Annotated in this window: 21 protein-coding genes; 18 read left to right on the plus strand and 3 right to left on the minus strand. The window is 63.8% G+C overall.

The annotated features are described in order from the left end of the window. Nucleotides 1–92: 92 nt before the first annotated feature. Nucleotides 93–1145, minus strand: a complete 1053-nt coding sequence (locus ETC27_RS14050; protein ID WP_136255646.1) for a class I fructose-bisphosphate aldolase — start codon at nucleotides 1143–1145, stop codon at nucleotides 93–95. A gap of 262 nt (nucleotides 1146–1407) precedes the next feature. On the opposite strand from ETC27_RS14050, the gene ETC27_RS14055 reads away from it, so the two are divergent. From ETC27_RS14055 to ETC27_RS14080, 6 genes are all read left to right on the plus strand, one after another. Beyond that, complete coding sequence (locus tag ETC27_RS14055) at nucleotides 1408–1785, plus strand: CidA/LrgA family protein (RefSeq protein ID WP_168709069.1); 378 nt, start codon at nucleotides 1408–1410, stop codon at nucleotides 1783–1785. After that, on the plus strand, nucleotides 1782–2504 hold the full coding sequence (locus ETC27_RS14060) for an LrgB family protein (protein ID WP_136255648.1): 723 nt from the start codon (nucleotides 1782–1784) through the stop codon (nucleotides 2502–2504). The genes ETC27_RS14055 and ETC27_RS14060 overlap by 4 nt, the downstream gene beginning before the upstream one ends. Before the next feature lie 177 nt (nucleotides 2505–2681). Further along, entirely contained in the window at nucleotides 2682–3764 is a 1083-nt protein-coding gene (locus tag ETC27_RS14065; protein ID WP_136255748.1) for a type I glyceraldehyde-3-phosphate dehydrogenase, read from the plus strand. A gap of 52 nt (nucleotides 3765–3816) precedes the next feature. After that, on the plus strand, nucleotides 3817–4989 hold the full coding sequence (locus ETC27_RS14070) for a phosphoglycerate kinase (RefSeq protein WP_136255649.1): 1173 nt from the start codon (nucleotides 3817–3819) through the stop codon (nucleotides 4987–4989). A gap of 75 nt (nucleotides 4990–5064) precedes the next feature. Next, on the plus strand, nucleotides 5065–6129 hold the full coding sequence (fba, locus tag ETC27_RS14075) for a class II fructose-bisphosphate aldolase (RefSeq protein WP_136255650.1): 1065 nt from the start codon (nucleotides 5065–5067) through the stop codon (nucleotides 6127–6129). 54 nt (nucleotides 6130–6183) lie between these two features. After that, the gene (locus ETC27_RS14080; RefSeq protein ID WP_136255651.1) at nucleotides 6184–6489 is read left to right on the plus strand and encodes a hypothetical protein; all 306 of its coding nucleotides are present in this window, start codon (nucleotides 6184–6186) and stop codon (nucleotides 6487–6489) included. Nucleotides 6490–6529: 40 nt separating this feature from the next. Here the strand turns inward: ETC27_RS14080 and ETC27_RS14085 are convergent, their stop codons facing one another. Beyond that, nucleotides 6530–7123, minus strand: coding sequence for a histidine phosphatase family protein (locus ETC27_RS14085; protein WP_205742744.1), 594 nt, complete (start codon nucleotides 7121–7123; stop codon nucleotides 6530–6532). A 260-nt stretch (nucleotides 7124–7383) separates the two neighbouring features. Between ETC27_RS14085 and ETC27_RS14090 the strand changes: the two genes are divergently transcribed. Next, nucleotides 7384–7935, plus strand: a complete 552-nt coding sequence (locus tag ETC27_RS14090; RefSeq protein ID WP_168709067.1) for a COG4315 family predicted lipoprotein — start codon at nucleotides 7384–7386, stop codon at nucleotides 7933–7935. Here the strand turns inward: ETC27_RS14090 and ETC27_RS14095 are convergent, their stop codons facing one another. After that, nucleotides 7936–8223 (minus strand): DUF4235 domain-containing protein, encoded by a 288-nt coding sequence (locus ETC27_RS14095; RefSeq protein ID WP_136255653.1) that lies wholly within the window; start codon nucleotides 8221–8223, stop codon nucleotides 7936–7938. 185 nt (nucleotides 8224–8408) lie between these two features. On the opposite strand from ETC27_RS14095, the gene ETC27_RS14100 reads away from it, so the two are divergent. The 11 genes from ETC27_RS14100 to ETC27_RS14150 all read left to right on the plus strand — a co-directional run bounded on the left by ETC27_RS14100 (nucleotide 8409) and on the right by ETC27_RS14150 (nucleotide 19849). Continuing rightward, a complete protein-coding gene (locus ETC27_RS14100) occupies nucleotides 8409–9440 on the plus strand; it encodes a sodium:calcium antiporter (protein ID WP_136255654.1) in 1032 nt (343 codons plus the stop codon). Nucleotides 9441–9540: 100 nt separating this feature from the next. Beyond that, nucleotides 9541–10617: a LacI family DNA-binding transcriptional regulator gene (locus ETC27_RS14105; RefSeq protein WP_276605702.1), complete on the plus strand. Its 1077-nt coding sequence runs from the start codon at nucleotides 9541–9543 to the stop codon at nucleotides 10615–10617. Nucleotides 10618–10789: 172 nt separating this feature from the next. Further along, nucleotides 10790–11629 carry a sugar phosphate isomerase/epimerase family protein gene (locus ETC27_RS14110; RefSeq protein WP_240724924.1) on the plus strand — a complete coding sequence of 280 codons (840 nt, stop codon included), beginning with the start codon at nucleotides 10790–10792 and terminating at the stop codon, nucleotides 11627–11629. A gap of 44 nt (nucleotides 11630–11673) precedes the next feature. Continuing rightward, nucleotides 11674–12663, plus strand: a complete 990-nt coding sequence (locus tag ETC27_RS14115) for a sugar kinase (RefSeq protein WP_136255655.1) — start codon at nucleotides 11674–11676, stop codon at nucleotides 12661–12663. A gap of 30 nt (nucleotides 12664–12693) precedes the next feature. Continuing rightward, on the plus strand, nucleotides 12694–13671 hold the full coding sequence (locus tag ETC27_RS14120; protein WP_136255656.1) for a 2-hydroxyacid dehydrogenase: 978 nt from the start codon (nucleotides 12694–12696) through the stop codon (nucleotides 13669–13671). A 260-nt stretch (nucleotides 13672–13931) separates the two neighbouring features. Next, nucleotides 13932–15020: a LacI family DNA-binding transcriptional regulator gene (locus ETC27_RS14125; RefSeq protein WP_136255657.1), complete on the plus strand. Its 1089-nt coding sequence runs from the start codon at nucleotides 13932–13934 to the stop codon at nucleotides 15018–15020. Between the two features lie 72 nt (nucleotides 15021–15092). Further along, nucleotides 15093–16103, plus strand: coding sequence for a TRAP transporter substrate-binding protein (locus tag ETC27_RS14130; RefSeq protein ID WP_136255658.1), 1011 nt, complete (start codon nucleotides 15093–15095; stop codon nucleotides 16101–16103). Nucleotides 16104–16165: 62 nt separating this feature from the next. After that, nucleotides 16166–16777 (plus strand): TRAP transporter small permease, encoded by a 612-nt coding sequence (locus tag ETC27_RS14135; protein ID WP_136255659.1) that lies wholly within the window; start codon nucleotides 16166–16168, stop codon nucleotides 16775–16777. Beyond that, the gene (locus ETC27_RS14140) at nucleotides 16774–18081 is read left to right on the plus strand and encodes a TRAP transporter large permease (protein ID WP_136255660.1); all 1308 of its coding nucleotides are present in this window, start codon (nucleotides 16774–16776) and stop codon (nucleotides 18079–18081) included. The genes ETC27_RS14135 and ETC27_RS14140 overlap by 4 nt, the downstream gene beginning before the upstream one ends. A gap of 54 nt (nucleotides 18082–18135) precedes the next feature. Further along, nucleotides 18136–18804, plus strand: coding sequence for an HAD-IA family hydrolase (locus tag ETC27_RS14145; RefSeq protein WP_136255661.1), 669 nt, complete (start codon nucleotides 18136–18138; stop codon nucleotides 18802–18804). 367 nt (nucleotides 18805–19171) lie between these two features. Beyond that, nucleotides 19172–19849 (plus strand): HAD family hydrolase, encoded by a 678-nt coding sequence (locus ETC27_RS14150; protein WP_136255662.1) that lies wholly within the window; start codon nucleotides 19172–19174, stop codon nucleotides 19847–19849. Nucleotides 19850–19918: the final 69 nt, after the last annotated feature.

A 19918-nucleotide genomic window follows, 5' to 3' on the forward strand; every position in this document is an offset into this window, starting at 1 on the left:
AAGGGCACGGCGAACGCCGTGCCCTTCTTCGTTTCTGGACGTCTGTACCTGGACGTCTTGTCCGGAAGACAGCCGCCGCCGGCTATCGCCCCTCAGGCGATGGTCACCTGCGGGTCCAGATAGACATCCTGGATGGCATTGAGCAGCTGGGCGCCTTCCGCCATCGACTTCTGGAAGGCCTTGCGCCCGGAGATCAGCCCCATGCCACCGCCGCGCTTGTTGATGACCGCCGTACGCACCGCCTCACCAAGGTCGGAGGCGCCCTTGGAGCCACCGCCGGAGTTGATCAGCCCGGCGCGCCCCAGGTAGCAGTTGGCCACCTGGTAGCGGGCGAGATCGATGGGATGGTCGCTGGTCAGTTCGCTGTAGACCTTATCGTGCGTATGGCCAAAGCCGATATCGCGGTAGCCACCGTTGGTCTCGGGCAGCTTCTGCTTGACGATATCCGCCTTGAGCGTGGCGGCCAGATGGTTGGCCTGGCCGGTTAGATCGGCGGCCAGGTGATAATCGGTGCCGTCTTGCTTGAAGTCCGGGTTGCGCAGATAGGCCCATAGCACGGTGACCATGCCAAGCTCATGAGCCCGCTCGAAGGCCTCGCTGATCTCCATGATTTGACGACGACTTTCCGGCGACCCGAAGTAAATGGTCGCCCCCACCGCGGCGCAGCCCATGTCGAAGGCCTGATCGACCTGGGCGAATAGCGTCTGGTCATACATCGCCGGGTAGCTCAGCGTCTCGTTGTGGTTGAGCTTCAAGATCATGGGAATGCGGTGGGCGTAGCGCCGGGCCACCGAGGCGAGCCCGCCAAGCGTCGAGGCCACGGCATTGCAGCCCCCCTCGAGGGCCAGCTCGACGATATTGGCCGGATCGAAATACAGCGGGTTGGGCGCGAAAGATGCACCCGCCGAATGCTCAATGCCCTGATCGACAGGCAGGATACTCAGGTAACCGGTGCCGCCCAGCCGGCCATGGTTGTAAAGCGCCTGCATGTTGCGCAGTACCTGAGGGCTCCTGTCGCTATCGGTCATGACCCGGTCGATGAAGTCCGGTCCCGGCAGGTGCAGCTGCTCGTGGGGGATGGTGCTGCAGCGATGCTCCAGCAGGTAGCTCGCCTCATCGCCGAGAATCTTGGCGGTCTCGCTCATGGTGATTCGCTCCTTGCGGCAGAAATAGATGCCCCTTCATGGTAGCCAGCAGCGTCGCGACCACAAGCACCCGAAAGGCTCTCACCTGACTTTTTGCACACTCCGTGCGCCACTAATTAAGCCGCCCACCCTCGTTACGCACAACAATGAGGCGCCTCACGCCCAACGTTTCCACCGCCGCCAACCGATGACCAAGAGATTTTTCTCGCCACTCGAGGCATCATATCGACCCGGTAAGAAGGCATTCAGGAGGCAGGTGGTGATCGCATTATTGCGTGGGTTTCTATGGCTGACGGGGTTCTGGCTCGCCGGCGAGTCGCTGGTCGTACTGCTCGACCTACCCATTTCGGCGGGTGTGGTCGGTATGCTCCTGCTGACCATCGCCTTGTTGCTGCGTATCGGGCGACTCGAAGATATCGCTGCCGCCAGTCAGCCACTGATCGGCCTGCTGGCGATGCTGATCATGCCTGGCGTGGTCGGCGTGTTCTTCGTCGCCGACGAGTTCGCCGGCCAGTGGCTTGCCGTGGCGGTGGCATTGGTGGGTGGCACACTCGCCAGCGTGTTGACCACGCTTCTGCTGATGCGCCGCTGCATGCCCGCCGCGCCCCGTACAGAAACGCCACAAGAGACCTCCTCATGAGCGCCGCCCTGATCGAGCTGCGAGAGGCGCTGCTTTCGAGTCCGCTGTCGGCCATCGGCCTGACGCTCGCCGGTTACCTCATGGCGCTATGGCTCGTCGAGCGCCTCGGGCGCCCCAGCTGGTGCCCTGCCGTGTTACTGGCTGCGCTACTGGTCGCGGCCAGCCTGTGGGGGCTGTCGATTGATGTGGCCGACTATCAACGCGGTGCCGACTGGCTAATGTTGCTGTTGGGTCCGGCCACGGTGGCGCTCGGTGTCCCGCTCTACCAGCAGCTGCATCATATCCGGGCACTCTGGAAGCCGCTGGCGCTGAGCCTACCTCCGGCGGCGGCACTTGCCTGCTGCTATTCGGTGGCGCTTGCCTGGGCACTAGGCGCCAGCCCCGAGGTCATGGCCTCGTTGGCCCCCAAGTCGGTGACCGCACCGATCGCCCTGGGCATCATCGAGGCGCTGCACGGTTCGGTGCCACTGCTGATGGGCGGGCTTCTGATCACCGGCGTGATGGCGACCCTGGCGGTCAGCCTGCTGGCCGCACCACTGGGCATTCGTGACCATCGTATCCTCGGCTTCACGCTGGGCGTCAACGGTCACGCCATCGGTACCGTGCGCGCCTTCGAGATCAGCCCCACCGCTGGCGCCTTCGCCTCACTGGGCATGAGCCTGACCGGCATTCTCACGGCCCTGTGTCTGCCACTGGCCTGGCAATTGCTTGGCCTCTAGCGAGTCGTTGAGTCGTTAACCAGACAGTTGCCTGGCGCCCTCTGCCCTGCAGGGGAGACGCTTTTGCGCTAGAATCGCCCCTCTGTTGCCTTGAGCGTACCCGACGGGCGCGTTCTTCCGTTTTCGTGTGTTTTTCGTGTGAGTGGACCCGACATCGTGGAACCTGAGCCTCGTCCCATGGCCTATCGGATCGCCATCAACGGTTATGGCCGTATCGGCCAATGCGTGCTGCGCGCCCTGACCGAGCGCCAGGCCCATGACGCCCAGACACCGAATGACCGCTCTGTCACTGACGCCGGGCCGCACGAAGCCGCGCCGGCCATTGAGGTGGTGGCCATCAACGAGCTCTCCGATCTCGACACCATCACCTACCTGACCCGCTACGACACCACCCATGGGCGTTTTCCCGGCGACGTCGAGGGCCGCGACGGTCATCTCTACATCAATGAGCGGCCGATTCGCGTGCTCAGCGAGCCCGACCCCGATCACCTGCCCTGGCGCGAGCTGGATATCGACCTGGTGATCGAGTGTTCAGGCAGCTTCAAGGATCGCGCCACGGCAAGCCGCCACTTGGATGCCGGCGCCAAGCGCCTGCTGTTTTCCCAGCCCGCCGAGAGCGATGTCGATGCCACCATCGTCACCGGCATCAACGACGCCGACCTGACGCCTGACTGTCGCATCATCTCCGCCGCGTCCTGTACGACCAACTGCCTGGTGCCGGTGCTGACCATGCTCGACGAGGCACTGGGGGTCGAGCATGGCGTGACCACCACTATTCACTCGGCGATGAACGACCAGCCGGTGATCGATGCCTACCACCAGACCAATCTGCGGCTGACCCGCTCGGCGATGCAGTCGATCGTGCCCGTCGACACCGGTCTTGCCCGCGGCATCAACCGCCTGATGCCCCACCTCAAGGACCGCTTCGAATGCCTGCATGTGCGGGTGCCGACCATCAACGTCTCGGCCATGGATCTGGCCATCTGTGTGCGCCAGGACACCTCGGCCGAAGCCGTCAATGCGCTGCTCAAGAAGGCCTGTCATGAACGGCTCTCGGGGCTTGTCGGCTATACCGAGGAACCCATGGCCTCGGTCGACTTCAACCACGACCCACGCTCCGGTATCGTGGACGCCACCCAGACCCGCGTCGCCGGCGGCCGGCTGATCAAGATGCTCTGCTGGTTCGACAATGAATGGGGCTTCGCTAACCGCATGCTCGACGTCACCGAGCGGCTGGCAAGGCTCGAGGCCCCGGCTTAATCATCGCCCTCACCTCTTCCACCTGACTTGCAACCCAGAGGACTCTGCCCCGATGAATGTTCGCAAGATGACCGATATGGATCTCGCCGGCCAACGCGTGCTGATCCGCGAAGATCTCAACGTGCCGATCAAGAACGGCAAGGTAACCAGCGATGCGCGACTGCGTGCTTGCCTGCCGACGATCCTGGCCGCCCGCGACTCAGGCGCCAAGGTGCTGCTAATGAGCCACCTGGGCCGCCCCACCGAGGGTGAGCCGGCCGAGGAGTTCTCCCTGGCGCCGGTCGCCGAACGTCTGGGCGAGCTGCTCGAGCGTCCGGTGCGCGTGGTCAAGGACTACCTGGATGCCAACGTCGACGTCTCCGAAGGCGAGGTCGTGCTGCTCGAGAACGTGCGCTTCAACGAAGGCGAGAAGAAAGACGAGGAGACGCTTTCCAAGCAGTACGCCGCGCTCTGCGACATCTTCGTGATGGACGCCTTCGGCACCGCCCACCGCGCCCAGGCCTCGACCCACGGCGTGGCCCGCTTCGCCCCGACCGCCTGCGCCGGCCCGCTGCTCGCGGGTGAACTCGAGGCCCTGGAAAAGGCACTGGCCCACCCGGCTCGCCCGATGGTGGCGATCGTCGGCGGCTCCAAGGTCTCGACCAAGCTCGACGTGCTAACCGCGCTCGCCGAGAAATGCGATCAGCTGATCGTCGGCGGCGGCATCGCCAACACCTTCATCGCCGCGGCAGGCTACAACGTCGGCAAGTCGCTGCATGAAGCCGACCTGGTCGACCAGGCCAAGGCACTGATGGCCAAGGTCGAGATTCCGCTGCCCACCGACGTGGTGGTGGCCACCGAGTTCTCGGAATCCGCCGAAGCGGTGACCAAGCCGGTCGACCAGGTGGCAGACGACGAGATGATCCTCGATATCGGCCCCGACACCGCGTCGCGCCTGGGCGGCCTGCTCAAGGACGCCGGCACCATCCTCTGGAACGGCCCGGTCGGCGTGTTCGAGATCGATCAGTTCGGCAAAGGCACCGAAGCGCTGTCCAAGGCCATCGCCGAGAGCAACGGTTTTTCGATCGCCGGCGGCGGCGACACCCTGGCGGCCATCGACAAGTACGACATCGCGGATAAAGTGTCCTACATCTCGACCGGCGGTGGCGCCTTCCTCGAATACGTGGAAGGCAAGACCCTGCCTGCCGTCACGGCCCTGCGCGACGCCTTCGAGGCTGCGAAGTAAGCCACACACCCCACATCCTTTGATCCTCACGGCGTGGCCAAGGCCACGCCGTCATCATGTACAACAGGTGAGTTCATGGCACTTATCAGCATGCGCCAAATGCTGGATCACGCCGCCGAATACGGCTACGGCGTCCCGGCCTTCAACGTCAACAACCTCGAGCAGATGCGTGCCATCCTCGAAGCGGCCGACAAGACCGATTCCCCGGTCATCGTTCAGGCCTCCGCCGGCGCCCGCAAGTATGCAGGTGCGCCCTTCCTGCGCCACCTGATCCTCGCCGCGATCGAGGAATTTCCGCATATCCCGATCGCCATGCACCAGGACCACGGCACCAGCCCCGCCGTCTGCCAGCGCTCCATCCAGCTCGGCTTCTCCTCGGTGATGATGGACGGCTCCCTGGGTGAGGACGGCAAGACCCCGGCAAGCTACGACTACAATGTCGGCGTCACTCGTCGCACCGTCGAGATGGCGCATGCCTGCGGCGTGTCCGTCGAGGGCGAGCTGGGTTGCCTGGGCAGCCTCGAGACCGGTATGGCCGGCGAGGAAGACGGCATCGGCGCCGAAGGCAAGCTCGACATGGAGCAGCTGCTCACCGACCCGGAAGAGGCCGCCGACTTCGTCAAGGCGACCGGCGTGGATGCCCTGGCGATCGCCATCGGCACCAGCCACGGTGCCTACAAGTTCACCCAGCCGCCCACCGGCGACACCCTGTCGATCCAGCGCATCAAGGAAATCCATGCGCGCATCCCCGATACCCATCTGGTGATGCACGGTTCTTCCTCGGTGCCGCAGGAGTGGCTCGAGATCATCAACGAGCACGGCGGCGCCATCCCCGAGACCTATGGCGTGCCGGTCTCCGAGATCGTCGAGGGCATCAAGCACGGCGTGCGCAAGGTCAACATCGACACCGACCTGCGCCTCGCCTCCACCGGTGCGGTGCGTCGCTTCCTGGCCAACAACCCGGCCGAGTTCGACCCGCGCAAGTTCATGAAGGAATCCGTCAGCGCCATGCGCGATGTCTGCATCGCCCGCTACGAAGCCTTCGGCACCGCCGGTAATGCCTCGAAGATCAAGCCGCTCAACCTGGAAGAAATGTTCCTGCGCTACGAGCGCGGCGAACTCGATCCGCAGGTGAAGTAAGCGACCTTCCCCGCCCACCGGCCCTCGCCGGTGGGCGCTTCTTTTGGAACCGCCATGCATAACCTCTGGATTCCCGTCGTCGCCATCCTCGTTGTTGCCGGCCTGATCTTCGGCGGCCAGGCCTACTCCGAGGCAGAACGCGATGCCCATATTGCCGAGCTGATCGGTGAGCGCCTCGACAGTCAGCAACCGGCCGAGATTTCCCACCTGGCGCGGGTCAACAAGGGCTATGGCGTGTGCGGCGACTATGCGCTTTCAAGCGACGAGAGCGGCCGTTTCTACTACAACACCGCTACCGAGCGCCTGGCGCTGGGCGATGCCCCGCTGTATCGCGACAACTGCAATAACCTGCCTGAATGACGCCTTGGGCATCTCTGCCCGATGCTTTGACGGACCCGCCTTAGTTCTCAAGCCGCCCCACCAGCTTGAGCGCACCATCCTCGGGCGCCAGCACCAGAATCTCGCCGGAGCGTGGATAAACGCCGGTGAGCGCGGTGATGTTGACCTGATGGGTGACCAGTACCAGCGTGCCCTCGCCGTTCCAGGCCTCGATCAGCTCGCGTAATTCGCGGGTTTGCCGGTCGGCGGCGCTGCGGTCGCGAAAGAAGGAATCGAGTGCCGGCGTGGGTATCACCTCGCCAAGCCCAAGCAGCTCGGCGGTTTGCAGGCAGCGACACCAGCGACTGGAACGCACTTCACTCACCTCGATATCCCATGCGCGAAACCGCTCACCGATGGCGCGGGCCTGGGCACGGCCTTCAGCGGAAAGGTTGCGCTGGGTGGCGCAGTCATCAATCGCGAAGCCCGCCGGATCGCCGGTACCGGGCGCCAGGGCGTGGCGCATCAGGGCAATGTGACCGCCGCTGTCCCAGGCGTCGGTGTTGCTGTTCTGAGCGTGGGCTGCGCGCGGTGCGACCCACCCTGCAGTGATCAACAAAAGCAGTGCCAGCATCAAAAAGGCGTGCAGCGATAGCGTCGAGCGGCGTCGAATCATCTGGACCTCGCAATGGGGAACCGGGAAGAGAAAGCCGTGCCATCAGCCTAGCTCATGCCGCCCCAGCACTGACCAGTCTGCCCGGCAGCCAAGATGCTCTCTTTGATTCCCGTTCACCCCCACCACGTTGCTGTCGACGCACCGTATCGTTTGCTGGGTCCGGGAAGACGATATCGCGGCGCTTGTCCTACAGTAGAAATGAACTCATCACACGGAAGAGCGAAATGAAGGCACAGATGACGATAAAAGAGTCGGCCATCATGATCGTGACCTTGCTGCTGGCGGCCGCCTCCACCACCCTGCAGGCGGCATCCGAGACGCAGGTGGATGACACCGTGCCTGGGCAGAGCGCCTCAGAGGCCACCAAGGACCTTGAGAGCGTGTCCCAACCGGTCGAGCAGGCAAGACTCGAGACGCGCCAGCAGGCCGACTATGGCACCTACCTCACTAACCGCGAGGGCATGAGCCTGTACCTGTTCGCAATGGATGAACCGGGGAGTGCCAGCCACTGCGATCATTCCTGCGCCATCGCCTGGCCTCCCTTCACCTCGCGCAAGGCGCCCAAGGCCGGTGATAGCCTCGATGCCGAGCAATTGAGCACCATTGAGCGCGAGGACGGCACCCGGCAGGTAACCTACGCCGGCTGGCCACTTTACTTCTTCAGCGGCGACAAGGAAGCCGGCGACGCCCTTGGTCAAGATGTCACCCATTTGGGCGCGGCCTGGTACCTGGTCTCGCCAGCGGGTGAAAAGATCGAGCAAGGCGAGCGCCACTCGGCCCCAAGCGCTGCAGAGACAGACTCGAACGACTAACTAGTCGTCCAGATGCTTCAGGGCACGCCTAGGACGGCTCCGCTCGCCCCGACGACGCGCCTCGTCGCCCAACCGCTGGCCTACCACCCTAGCCACCCCGACCAGGGCGCCACTCGCCATGCCCCAGGCCAGCGCTTCATGCCAACGGGTATCGCGACGTCCGGGGTTCTCCGGTGGGGGGTTCCCGGCCGTTTTGCGGTAGGCCTCACGGGCGGTGTGGCGCGTCATGAGGCTGGCGCCGATGACGGCCGTATAGCCGACCACCGACCAGAGCAGATGCTTTTTCATGGCTTGACGACCTCCAGTTAAAGGGGTGAACTGTTGTGGCTTTACTCACCCATACCTAGCATGCGAGCACGCCGTTTTCATAGCCTAGCACCACCTCCACGGCCGGCATGCTAGAGCGCTTCTCATTGCGAGCGATATACTCAAGGGCGCGGTATACCACGCTACTCTGACTGACGAGTCCTTACTTGCTGACCGACCTATCCCTCAGCACCGCCATCATCCTGACCATCGGCTGTACGCTGGTAATCGGCGTGGCGGGCACGCGCCTGGCCCATATCGTCGATGACCTGGCCGACCGCACCGGGCTCGGAGAGGCCATCGCCGGCGCCGTGCTGCTGGGGCTTGCCACCTCGCTGTCAGGGCTGGTGCTATCGATATCCGCCGCGCTTGCCGATCATCCGACCCTCGCCATGAGCAATGCGCTGGGCGGTATAGCCGTACAGACCCTGTTCCTTACCATCGCCGATATGGTCCATCGACGAGCCAATCTGGAGCACGCCGCCGCTTCCGTCGGCAACCTGGTGCAGGGTAGCCTGCTGCTGTGTCTACTGGCACTGGTGCTGGTGGGGCGCTTCGCCCCCGAGTGGACCCTGTGGCAGGTACACCCGGTGACCCCGCTACTGGTAGTGGTCTACCTGTTCGGGCTGCGTCTGGCCGACCGCACCAAGGACAGCCCGATGTGGCGCCCCGCCCAAACCCGCGATACCCAACCCGACATTCCCGACGACCAGGCCGCGACCCGCTCGCTGCTAACGCTGTGGCTGAGTTTCCTGGGCCTGGCACTGGCCCTCGCCACGAGCGGCTGGGTGCTTGAGCGCGCCGCTTCGGTGATCGCCACCGAGACCGGTATCGGCCAGTCCGTCGTCGGGGCGTTGATGACCGCGGTGGTCACCTCCCTGCCGGAACTGGTCACCTCGGTGGCCGCCGTCCGGCGTGGCGCCTTGACCCTGGCCGTGGCCGGCATCATCGGCGGCAACGCCTTCGACACCCTCTTCGTCGCCGCCTCGGACGTCGCCTATCGAGGCGGGTCGATCTATCACGCCATCCCCGACCCGGTGGCGTTGTGGGTCGCTCTATCGCTACTGATGACCGCCATCCTGATGGTCGGCATGATTCATCGCGAACGCCAAGGCCCCGGGCGCATCGGCTTCGAGAGCGTGGCCATTGCCGCCTGTTACCTGGCAGGCGTGCTGTCATTACTGTTCACCTCCGGCTGAGTCCGCCTCACATCTCACCTGAGACGGGCCGGAAAACGACCCACTACCCGACCTTTGTCTAGCCCTGAAAACTTGCCCTCCGACCGCTAGCAAACCTACGATGGTAACGTTCCCATTCGAGGTCGACCCCTTCATGGCCGACAACCCCAACCGTGCCACCATCCTGGAAGTCGCCCGCGATGCCGGCGTCTCCAAGACCAGCGTATCGCGCTACTTCAGCAGCGAACGTGATCGCCTGTCGGAGACGATGCAGACACGCATCGCCCGTGCCGCCAAGCGCTTGAATTACCGCCCCAATCAGATGGCTCGTGGCCTCAAGGGGGGCCATTCACGGCTCATCGGCATGCTGGTGGCGGATATTCTCAACCCCTTCTCGGTGGCGGTGATGCATGGGGTCGAGCAGGCCTGCCGGGCCCGCGGTTTCTCATTACTGGTGTGCAATACCGACAACGACCCGGCTCAGGAGCGCGATCATCTGGCATTGCTTGCCGCCTACCGGGTCGAAGGCCTGGTGATCAACGCTGCCGGCCAGCCCAGCCGCGAGCTCAAGCAGATTGCCGAGCAGGGAACGCCGCTGGTGCTGCTGGACCGCTCGCTGGGTGACTTCGAAGCCGACGAGGTCGGCCTCGATAATGCACGGGCCATCGACATGGCACTGGATCACCTCTCGGCCCAGGGCTACGGCGACCTGCTCTATCTTAGCGAACCCACCTCGCAGGCAAGCTCCCGCCAGATTCGCCAAGAGCGCTTCGAGCAGCAGCTCGTCGTGCGCGGACTCGAGGGCAAGGCGGCCAGCCTGTCGCTGGACAAGGATCATGCCGCACTCGAGCACGCCATCAGGGACTTTCTGGCCGCCCCCTCCCAGCAGCCGAAGGCACTGCTATGCGCCAATGGCCATGTCACGCTTGCCGTCACGCGCGTGTTACAGGCTCAGGGCGTGGTGTTAGGCGAAACCGGGCTGATGGGCATCGACGAACTCGATTGGTGCGATCTGGTCACGCCGGGCATCACCACGCTAGCCCAGCCCACCGAGGGTATCGGTCGTGCCGCCGTTGAGGCCCTGCTGCAACGCCTCGAGCACCGCGGCAACACGGCACCGCCGCGGCGCATCCAGTATCAGGCGCAGCTGATGTCGCGCGGCTCTACCCAACGCCCCGCACCTTTCACGCCTCGCTAGGCTTGTCCGAAAAGTCGACGAGCGAAGGATAGACAAGGCAAAAATCAGCGAAAAAGCGGAGTTTACAGGCCGTAAATGAGTATTTTGAGCTAATTTTTAACGCCGTATAGCCGAGCGCAGACACTTTTCAGACATGGCCTAGCGCCTCACGCCGCCATCTAGGAGACACCCCATGACCACTCGATCACCCACGCCACGCGCCTCGATGGTACCGTTCCCATCACACCTGTCGGCCAGTCCGGACAGCGCCGCGGTACTGGTCGCCACCTCGGCATTCGGTCACTCGCTGATCGCCGAACACGGCCAGGCGGCCGTTCTGCCCTGGCTCAAGGAGGCCGGCGCCGACGGCGTGGAAATCCGTCGGGAACTGCTGCCCGATGGCTTCGATGATTTCGAGGCGTTGGGGCGGGCAGGCGCCGATGCCTCGCTGGGCGTGGTCTACTCTGCCGCCGACGCGCTATGGCACGGCGACAGCCTGGCGCCCGGCGTCATGACGCGTCTGGAGGAAAGCCGGCGCCTGGGGGCGCTGGCCGTGAAGTTCTCGCTTGGCCATTATGCCTCGGATGCCTCGCCCGCCAGTCGCGCCACCGCCTGGCAGCAGCTGTGCGAGGCGCTAAACGGTACTGCCACGCCACTGCTGCTGATCGAGAATGACCAGACGGCAGAAGGCGGCACCCTCGCACCGATGGCCGCGATTCTTGCCGATGCCAAGGCCGCCGGCTGCCCGCTGTACATGACCTTTGATATTGGCAACTGGCAGTGGACAGGAGTCGACCCGCTGGCCGCCGCTCAGGCGCTGGGGCCCTATGTGCGCTACCTGCATTGCAAGGGCGTGAGTGTCGAGCGCGATAGGCTCCACGCCAGCGTGCCCGACGACCGGGAGCTGGCCGAATGGCGAGCGCTGCTGGCGCACTTCCCTGCGGGCGTGACCCGCGCTATCGAATATCCCCTGCAAGGATCGCCGCTGGTGGATGTGACCCGTGAGCAGTTCAACCGACTGCGCCCCCTTTAAGCCTTCCACCAACAACACCTCACGCCTAGACAAGAGGAGCCTTTATGCCATCACACGACACGCCACCCGAGGTGGTCGCCTTCGGGGAGGCGATGACGATGTTCGTCGCCGAGCACCCGGGTACGCTATCCGAGGTCGAGCATTTCCAGCGCCGCATCGCCGGGGCCGATACCAACGTGGCCATCGGTCTTGCCCGTCTGGGCTTCCACGTGGGCTGGCTGAGTCGGGTCGGTGATGACAGTTTCGGGCACTATATTCGCCGCACCCTGGAGGCCGAGGGCCTCGACTGCCGCCATCTGATCAATGACCCGGACCACCCGACCGGCCTGGTGTTCAAGGCACGCGCCGCAGATGGCGCCGACCCGCACGTCGAATACTGGCGCCACGGCAGCGCCGCCAGCCAGCTCTCGCCGAGCGATGCAACCGCGGTGGACGTCGGTGCCTGGCGCCATCTGCATGCCACCGGCATTCCCCCGGCGTTGTCGGCGAGCTGCCGCGAGTTATCCTTTCACATGCTCGACAAGGCACGCGAGGCAGGCGCCAGCATCTCCTTCGACCCCAACCTGCGGCCAAGCCTTTGGCACAGTGAGGCCGAGATGGCCAGCACCCTCAATGCCATGGCCGCCAAGGCCGACTGGGTGTTGCCGGGGCTCGCCGAGGGTCAACGCCTGACCGGGCTGGAAACGGCTCATGACATCGCCGGTTTCTATCTTGAGCGTGGCGCCAAGGCGGTGATCATCAAGCTTGGCCCCGAGGGCAGCTACTACCGCGGCGTACTGGGCGGCCAGGAGGAAAGCTTCACGATAGCCGGCATCCCCGTGCCGACAGTCGTTGATACCGTCGGCGCCGGCGACGGCTTCGCGGTGGGCGTGATCAGCGCCCTGCTAGACGGATGCGCGCCCCACGAGGCCCTGAGACGCGGTAACCTGATCGGCGCCGAGGCAGTGCAGGTTCGCGGCGACATGGAAGGCCTGCCGCATCGAGACCAGCTGGCGAGCCTGGAAGCCAGTAGCGACACACCCGAAGGCCAGTGAGCCGAGTCCCTCGTACATAAGGAGTCTTAAATGAAAAAGCGTATCGTGGCGTTTCGCCGCCTCAACGATGATCAGCTCGGCCAGTTGCGCCGTGATTTCCATGTCGACTACTTCGATCCACTGGCATCTGCCGATGACCCGGCATTCCTCGCGGCATTGGAGCAGGCGCATGGCCTGGTGGGGGCCGGCCTCAAGGTCACACCGGCGTTACTCGACAAGGCGCCGCACCTCGAGGCCATTGCCAGCATCTCGGTGGGATATGACAACTATCCGGTCGAGGAGCTGACGCGGCGCGGCATTCTCTTATGCAACACCCCGGACGTGCTGACCGAAACCACCGCCGATACCGGTTTCTTGCTGATCATGTCGACGGCACGGCGTGCCGTGGAGCTTGCGGAGTTCGTCAAGCGTGGTGACTGGAAAGCCAGCATCGGCGAGGCGCAATTTGGCTCCGATGTTCACGGCAAGACGCTCGGCATGGTGGGCTTTGGCCGTATCGGCGCCGCCATCGCCCGCCGGGGCGCACTGGGTTTCGGCATGCGTATTCTCTATTCCAATGCCTCGCCCAAGCCAGCCCTGGAAGACGAGCTGGGCGCGCGACGCTGCGAGTTCGACGAACTGCTTGAAGCCGCCGACTTCGTCTGTGTCACGGTGCCCCTGAGTGCCGAGACCGAGCGACTGATCGGCGCCCGCGAGTTCGCGCTCATGCGCCACTCGGCCATCTTCATCAATATCTCGCGTGGCAAGGTCGTCGACGAGAAGGCTCTGATCGAGGCACTCGAGCAAGGCGAGATCCGCGCCGCGGGCCTTGATGTCTTCGAGCAAGAGCCGCTGCCCGAGACCTCGCCTCTGCCACAGATGGCCAACGTGGTAGCGCTTCCGCACATCGGCTCGGGAACGGTGGAAACGCGCACCGCCATGGCGCAAAGAGCCGTCGATAACATCACCCTGGCACTAAGCGGCAAGCGCCCGGTCAGCCCGGTCAATGTCGAACTCTTGAACGACTGACTCCGTCCTGGCGGCCCTTGGCTGGCCGCCTGCCTGCGCTACCGCTTTCCCGGCCCGGCCTACATACCGCCGTGGCCGGGGTATGGCCGTGAGCATGCATGAAACCTTTACCAGTGAGTCAAGCGTGGTACTGGCTGACCACCGTCGCTGCCCACTGGACGGCCATCATAGACTAAAGATGAGTTGGTAGGTGCCAGGGGATCTTCTAGATTTAGACCCATCCAAAAAGATGCAGTTTCCCGTTCACCACGGAGTACGACATGGCCCAAGACACCGCTCGCCCATCACCCCGTCGCGACTCCAGCAGCATCACGCTGCAGGACATCGCTGCGCATTCAGGGGTGTCTCGCTCGACGGTGTCGCTGGTCCTGCGCGAGAGCCCGCTGGTGGCCGACCGCACCCGCCTCAAGGTGCAGCGATCAATCAAGGAGCTGGGCTATGTCTACAACCGCGGCGCCGCCGCCCTGCGTGGCAGCCGCACCTCGACGCTCGGCGTCGTGGTCTACGACATCGCCAATCCCTTCTTCGGCGCCATGGTGGCGGGCATTGATGCGGCCCTGAACAAGGAAGGCTACGTCTCATTCCTGGCCAATAGCGAGGACTCACCACAGCGCCAGCAGCGCTTTCTCGAACGCATGCGTGAGCATAGCGTCGATGGCATCCTGCTGTGTCCGGCCGAGGGGACGCCGCCGTCGCTGATCGATACCCTGGCCGAGTGGCAACTGCCCTGTGTCCAGGTACTGCGCCACATCGGCGCCCCACCCTTTGACTACGCCAGCAGCGATTTCGTCCTCGGCGTGCATCAGGCCGTTGACCATCTGGTAGCCCTCGGCCATCGGCGCATCGCCTTTCTCGGCGGCTATGCCGAGCATTCGGCGACTCAGGAGCGCTGGCAGGGCTACGCGGAAGCACTGGCCCATCACGGCCTCGACTATCAGCGTCTGATCCGGGGCAACGTGACCCGAAGTGCGGGCCTTGAGCTGATCGAAACGCTGATGCGCGAGGCGCCCCGCCCCACGGCGGTGATCTGCCACAACGACCTGGTCGCCTTCGGTGCCATGCTGGGCTTGAAGCGCCTGGGTCTGACACCGGGGCAGGACTGCGCGGTGATCGGCACTGATGATGTCGAGGAAGCGACCCTTGGCGACCCGGCATTGACCAGTGTCGCCACCCACCCTTACGCCATCGGCGAGGAGGCAGCGCGACTAGCGCTGCGTCGCATTGCCGACCCCGACGGGGCGCGCGAGCAAGTCGTGCTCGCCCCCCGGCTCCAGGTTCGCGAGTCCTGTGGTGGTTCATTAACAGAGACTCCCGCGACGTCGCCGGCCACAGCTGGCTCACCCCCCTGAGCAGCGCCCGACGCTCGGGAGCTGTTCCAACGCCGTCAATCACTACAACAACGAACTCCCAGAGGTATCGACATGACCAAGAACTGGATCGATCCAAAAGCACTCCCCGCCCTGACGCGCGGCTTGCTGACCGGCGCCCTTGTGACCGCCGCGCTGGGCATCGCCGGCACCGCTCAGGCATTCGACCTGCGCTTTGGCCACGGTGGCACCGAAGACACCGCCTATCAGCTGGGCGCCGAGAAATTTCAGGAGCTGATTGACGAGAAAAGCGAGGGCGAGATCGGCGTCCAGATCCTCGGTAACTCCGTGCTTGGCCATGAAACCGAGATGTTCGAGCAGCAGATGGCTGGCGCACTGGATATGTCGATCATCAACCCGGGGCTGATCACTGACTTCTCGCCGACCGCCAACGTCTTCTCGATCCCGTTCTTGTACCGTGACGTCGAGCACTGGCATACCGTCCTCGATGGCGACGTCGGCCGAGACATTGCGGACCAGATCAGCGAGGAAACCGGCGTCAAGATACTGGCCTTCTTCGGCGGCGGTAAGCGCCAGATCGTCAGCACGCGGCCGCTGGAAGACCTCGATGATATCGAGGGGATGAAACTGCGGACCAACCCCACCAAACCGCTGATCACCGCCTGGTCGGCGCTGGGGGCAGAACCCACCGTGATGGCCTGGAAGGAGATCTACACCGGTCTGCAGCTAGGCGCTATCGACGGCCTGCTCAACGAAGCCGAGTGGATCCATCGCATGCGCTTCCACGAGGTGGCGCCCCATATCGGTCTCTCGCAGCACGATATCACCGTGCGCCTGCTGACCATGTCAGAGATGGCCTGGGATCGCCTGGGTGACGAGCAGCAGCAGGCGGTCATGGCCGCCGCCCAGGAAGCCGCCCACTACGCTCGCGAAGTGCAGCTCAAGCAGGATAGCGAGGCGCTGGATCAGCTGGTGGCCGAAGGCGCGACATTGCATGAGCTCGATCGTGAGCGCATGCAGGAAATCGTCAAGGCGCCCCTGGCCGAGGTCATCGAAGACATGGGGCTGACCGAGCTCCACCAGCAGATCATTAACGCCGAATAATGGCCGTGCCGGGGCCCTGGGGTCCCGGCATCTTCTCTACATTCCCAACCGAGGACAGCGTCATGCCGACTCTGCTTCACGGCCTGTCACGCCTCAACCGGCTCCTGGAACGTGGCCTTTACCTGATTCTGCTGGCGTTGCTGGCCGGTTTCATCCTGCTGATCATCTACCAGATCGTCAGTCGCAACCTGCCGCTGATGCCGCGACTGTACTGGACCGAGGAGTTCAGCCGCTTCGCCTTCCAGTGGATGATCATGCTGGGCACCGCGGTGGGGGTGCTGCACGCCGATCACTTCGTGCTCGAGGCCTTCCCGCGCGGCTCGAGGGCGGACCTGATCACCCGCTGGATCAGAGACCTGGCCTGTCTGACGGTGGGCGTCATTTTCATTGTCTACGGCAAGGACTTCGCCCTCTCAGGCCTCCGGCGCAGCGCCACCGCCTCCGGCCTGTCGATGATCTACGTCTACTCTGCCTTCACGGTCAGCGGTGTCTTCATCCTGCTGTTCAGCGCCCAGCGATTACTGCATGCCATGCTCGAAGGCATGCCCCGCATGGAAGCTGCCCTTAACACCCCCAACGAGCTCGACGCAGTGCTCGAAAGCAGCGATCAGAGCACCGCTGCCCTCGGCGATCTTCCCCCCACCCTTTCCGACCATGACAGGAGCCCCTCATGATCCCCATGGACTGGATCTTCGTGTTGCCGTGGCTGCTGTTCGCGCTGCTCGGTGTGCTGATCGTTGCCGGTGTACCGATCGCCATGGCCCTGGTGCTGACCGCTGTCGGCATCATCTTCCTGGACCCGCGGCTCACCTACTGGGTGATGTTCCAGCGCATGTACAACGGCATGGATTCCTTCGTGCTGCTCGCCGTACCGTTGTTCCTGCTGGCCGGCAATCTGATGAATGCCGCCCGCATCACCGACCGTCTGATCACCCTGTGCATGCGCCTAGTCGGCCATTTCAAGGGTGCGCTGGCCCACGTCAACGTGATGGTCAGCATGCTGTTCGCTGGCGTTTCAGGCTCGTCCACCGCCGATAGCGCCGGCGTCGGCACCGTGCTGATTCCGGCCATGAAGCGCGAGGGCTACCCGGTCAATTTTGCCGTGGCGGTCACCGCTGCTTCATCGGTGATGGGCATCATTATCCCGCCTTCGATCAATATGATCGTCTGGGGCGCGCTGACCAACACCTCGATCGCCGGGCTCTTCCTCGGCGGCATCCTGCCCGGGGTGATGATCGGCGGCGCGCAGCTGGCACTCAACATGGGGTATGTGCGCCGCTATCAGGTACCCGTGAGAAAGCGGGCGTCACTTGCTGAGTTGATGAGCTCCGGTAAGGACGGCCTGCTGGCCGCGGGCATTCCGGTGGTCATCATCGGTGGCATCACGCTGGGACTGGTCACCCCCACCGAGGCCGCCGTCATCGCGGTGCTGTATGCCCTGGTGCTGGGCTTCGTGGTCTATCGGGAGCTCAACCCGCGTCAGGTACTCAACGCCTCGACCGACACCGTGCGCCTGTGTTCGCTGTCACTGTTCAGCTTGGTCGGCGCGGCGATATTTGGTTACCTGATCAGCTTCTATCAGATTCCCCCGAAGCTGATGGCGGGCGTCAGCATCAACGACCCGATCGTTCTGCTGCTGATCATGACCGCGGTGATGCTGCTGATCGGCACCTTCATGGACTCGCTGCCGGCGATGGCCATCATGGCGCCCATCTTCCAGCCACTGGCCATGCAGGCCGGGGTGCATCCCGTCCAGTTCGGGGTCATCGGCGTGATGGCACTGGGGCTTGGTCTGATCACCCCGCCCTATGGACTCTGCCTGATGATCTCGGCCAAGATCGGTGGCATTCCGCTTCTCAAGGCGCTAGGCACCACCCTGCTCTACCTGGCGGTAATGCTCGCGGTGATCGTGCTGCTGATCGTCTACCCAGACCTGGTACTGGCGATTCCGCGTCTGATCGCACCCGACTTTGTTTGATCTTCCAAGGGCTCACGAGGTGGGCCCGTCCTATTCTGCTCCCGCGAGGTTTTCATGACGCCGCCCCTATGCCTGCTGTTCGACTCCGATGGCACCCTGGTCGATAGCGAGATCCTGCTTGCCGAGGTCATGGCGGAGGTCCTGACGCCCTTCGGCCTGCCCTTCAGCGCCCAGCAATACATGGAGGAGTTTCGCGGCGTGCGTTTCCTTTCCATCGTTCGAGCACTCGAGGCACGCTTCGGGGCTCTCGACGAGCAACAACTAGAAGATATGGAAGCCGCCATGCGTGAACGCATGGCGGCGCGCATGCAAGCCGAGCTCAAGGCGGTCGATGGCATGCCGAACGCACTGGAGGCACTCGCCGCCTATCCCCGCGCCGTGGTCTCCAACGGCCCGGAGGCCAAGATCCGCTGCGCCATGCAGAGCACCCAGCTGGCACACCACTTCGGCGACCGCCTGTTCAGCGCCTATGCCCTGGGCGTCTGGAAACCCGACCCGGCGCTCTACCTCAAGGCCGCCGAGGCCATGGGCTATCCACCCAGTCGCTGTGTGGTGATCGATGATGCCGCCGTGGGCGTGGAAGCCGGGCTCGCCGCCGGCATGCAGGTGGTGCATCTCAACCACTTCCCTGAGGAAGAAATCACGCCCGACGGTGCCCACGCCATTCGTCATGCCCGCGAACTGCCCGCGGTGATCGAACGACTCTCCCAGCTAAGCGACTGATTAAAAGCATTTTAATCCCCCGATTACGCTCCTTGCTGACTCAGCGACCGTCGCTGCTACCCGCATGTCGGGCGAGACACCCGCCTGATGAGCCATTTCGCTCGCTACACGTACATGCCCACTGGCTGACGTATTCGTCTTCTCTGCGTCACAACAACCCGTGCCGGCGGTCATTGCCGGCAGGGTTCCACAACATCGACGCGACACTTAAAATTGCAATTACGACACCGCAAATTAAAGAACACTGTTCCAAAATTGACTACACTGGCGGTATGATCCAACACCACAGCACTCAATATCCGGCGAAGCGTGCCGATAACGGTAAGGTTGGTTTGATGTTTCCCTGTCTTGCCTCAGAGGATCGGCGATGACAATTCCGCGATGCCTGCTTTTCGACTGTGACGGCACCCTAGTCGACAGCGAACCCCTATTGGCTGCCGAAATGTCGGCCAGCCTGTCAGCATTGGGGTTACCCTTCACCCCCAGTGACTACATGGCCGAGTTTCGCGGCGCCCGCTTCATCAACATCGTCACCGAATTGCAGCGCCGTCATGGCACGGTCGACCCCGACGCTCTACGCCGCGGGGAGGCCACCATGCGCTCTCGCTTGTCCGAACGACTGGCCAGCGAGGTAACGCCATTGCCCGGTGTTCGCGAAGCACTGGATGCACTGGCCGGCTACCCTCGGGCAGTGGTCTCCAATGGCCCCGAGGTCAAGATTCGCACCGGCCTATCGACCTCTGGCCTGAGTGACTATTTCGGTGACCGCCTGTTTAGCGGCTATACCGCACAGTGCTGGAAGCCGGACCCCTGCCTTTACCTGCATGCCGCGACCCTGATGGGGTATGAAGCCCGTGAATGCGTTGCCATCGACGACTCGACCGTCGGCGTCAAGGCGGCACTGGCCGCCGGCATGCAAGTGATTCATCTGAACCGCTTCCCGGATGTCGAGACCACGCCGGAGGGGGCGATCCAGATCAGCAACATGCATCAGCTGCCCACCGTGATCGCCCACCTGGCTCATGAGGCCGTCGCCAGTCTCTGACCGACGCTTTGCACACCGACTTGTCCACACCTCTTATCGCGCGATGCATTGTGGACAAGTGGCGGTGAA

This window comes from Onishia niordana (genome assembly GCF_004798965.1).
Classification (GTDB): Bacteria; Pseudomonadota; Gammaproteobacteria; order Pseudomonadales; family Halomonadaceae; genus Onishia; species Onishia niordana.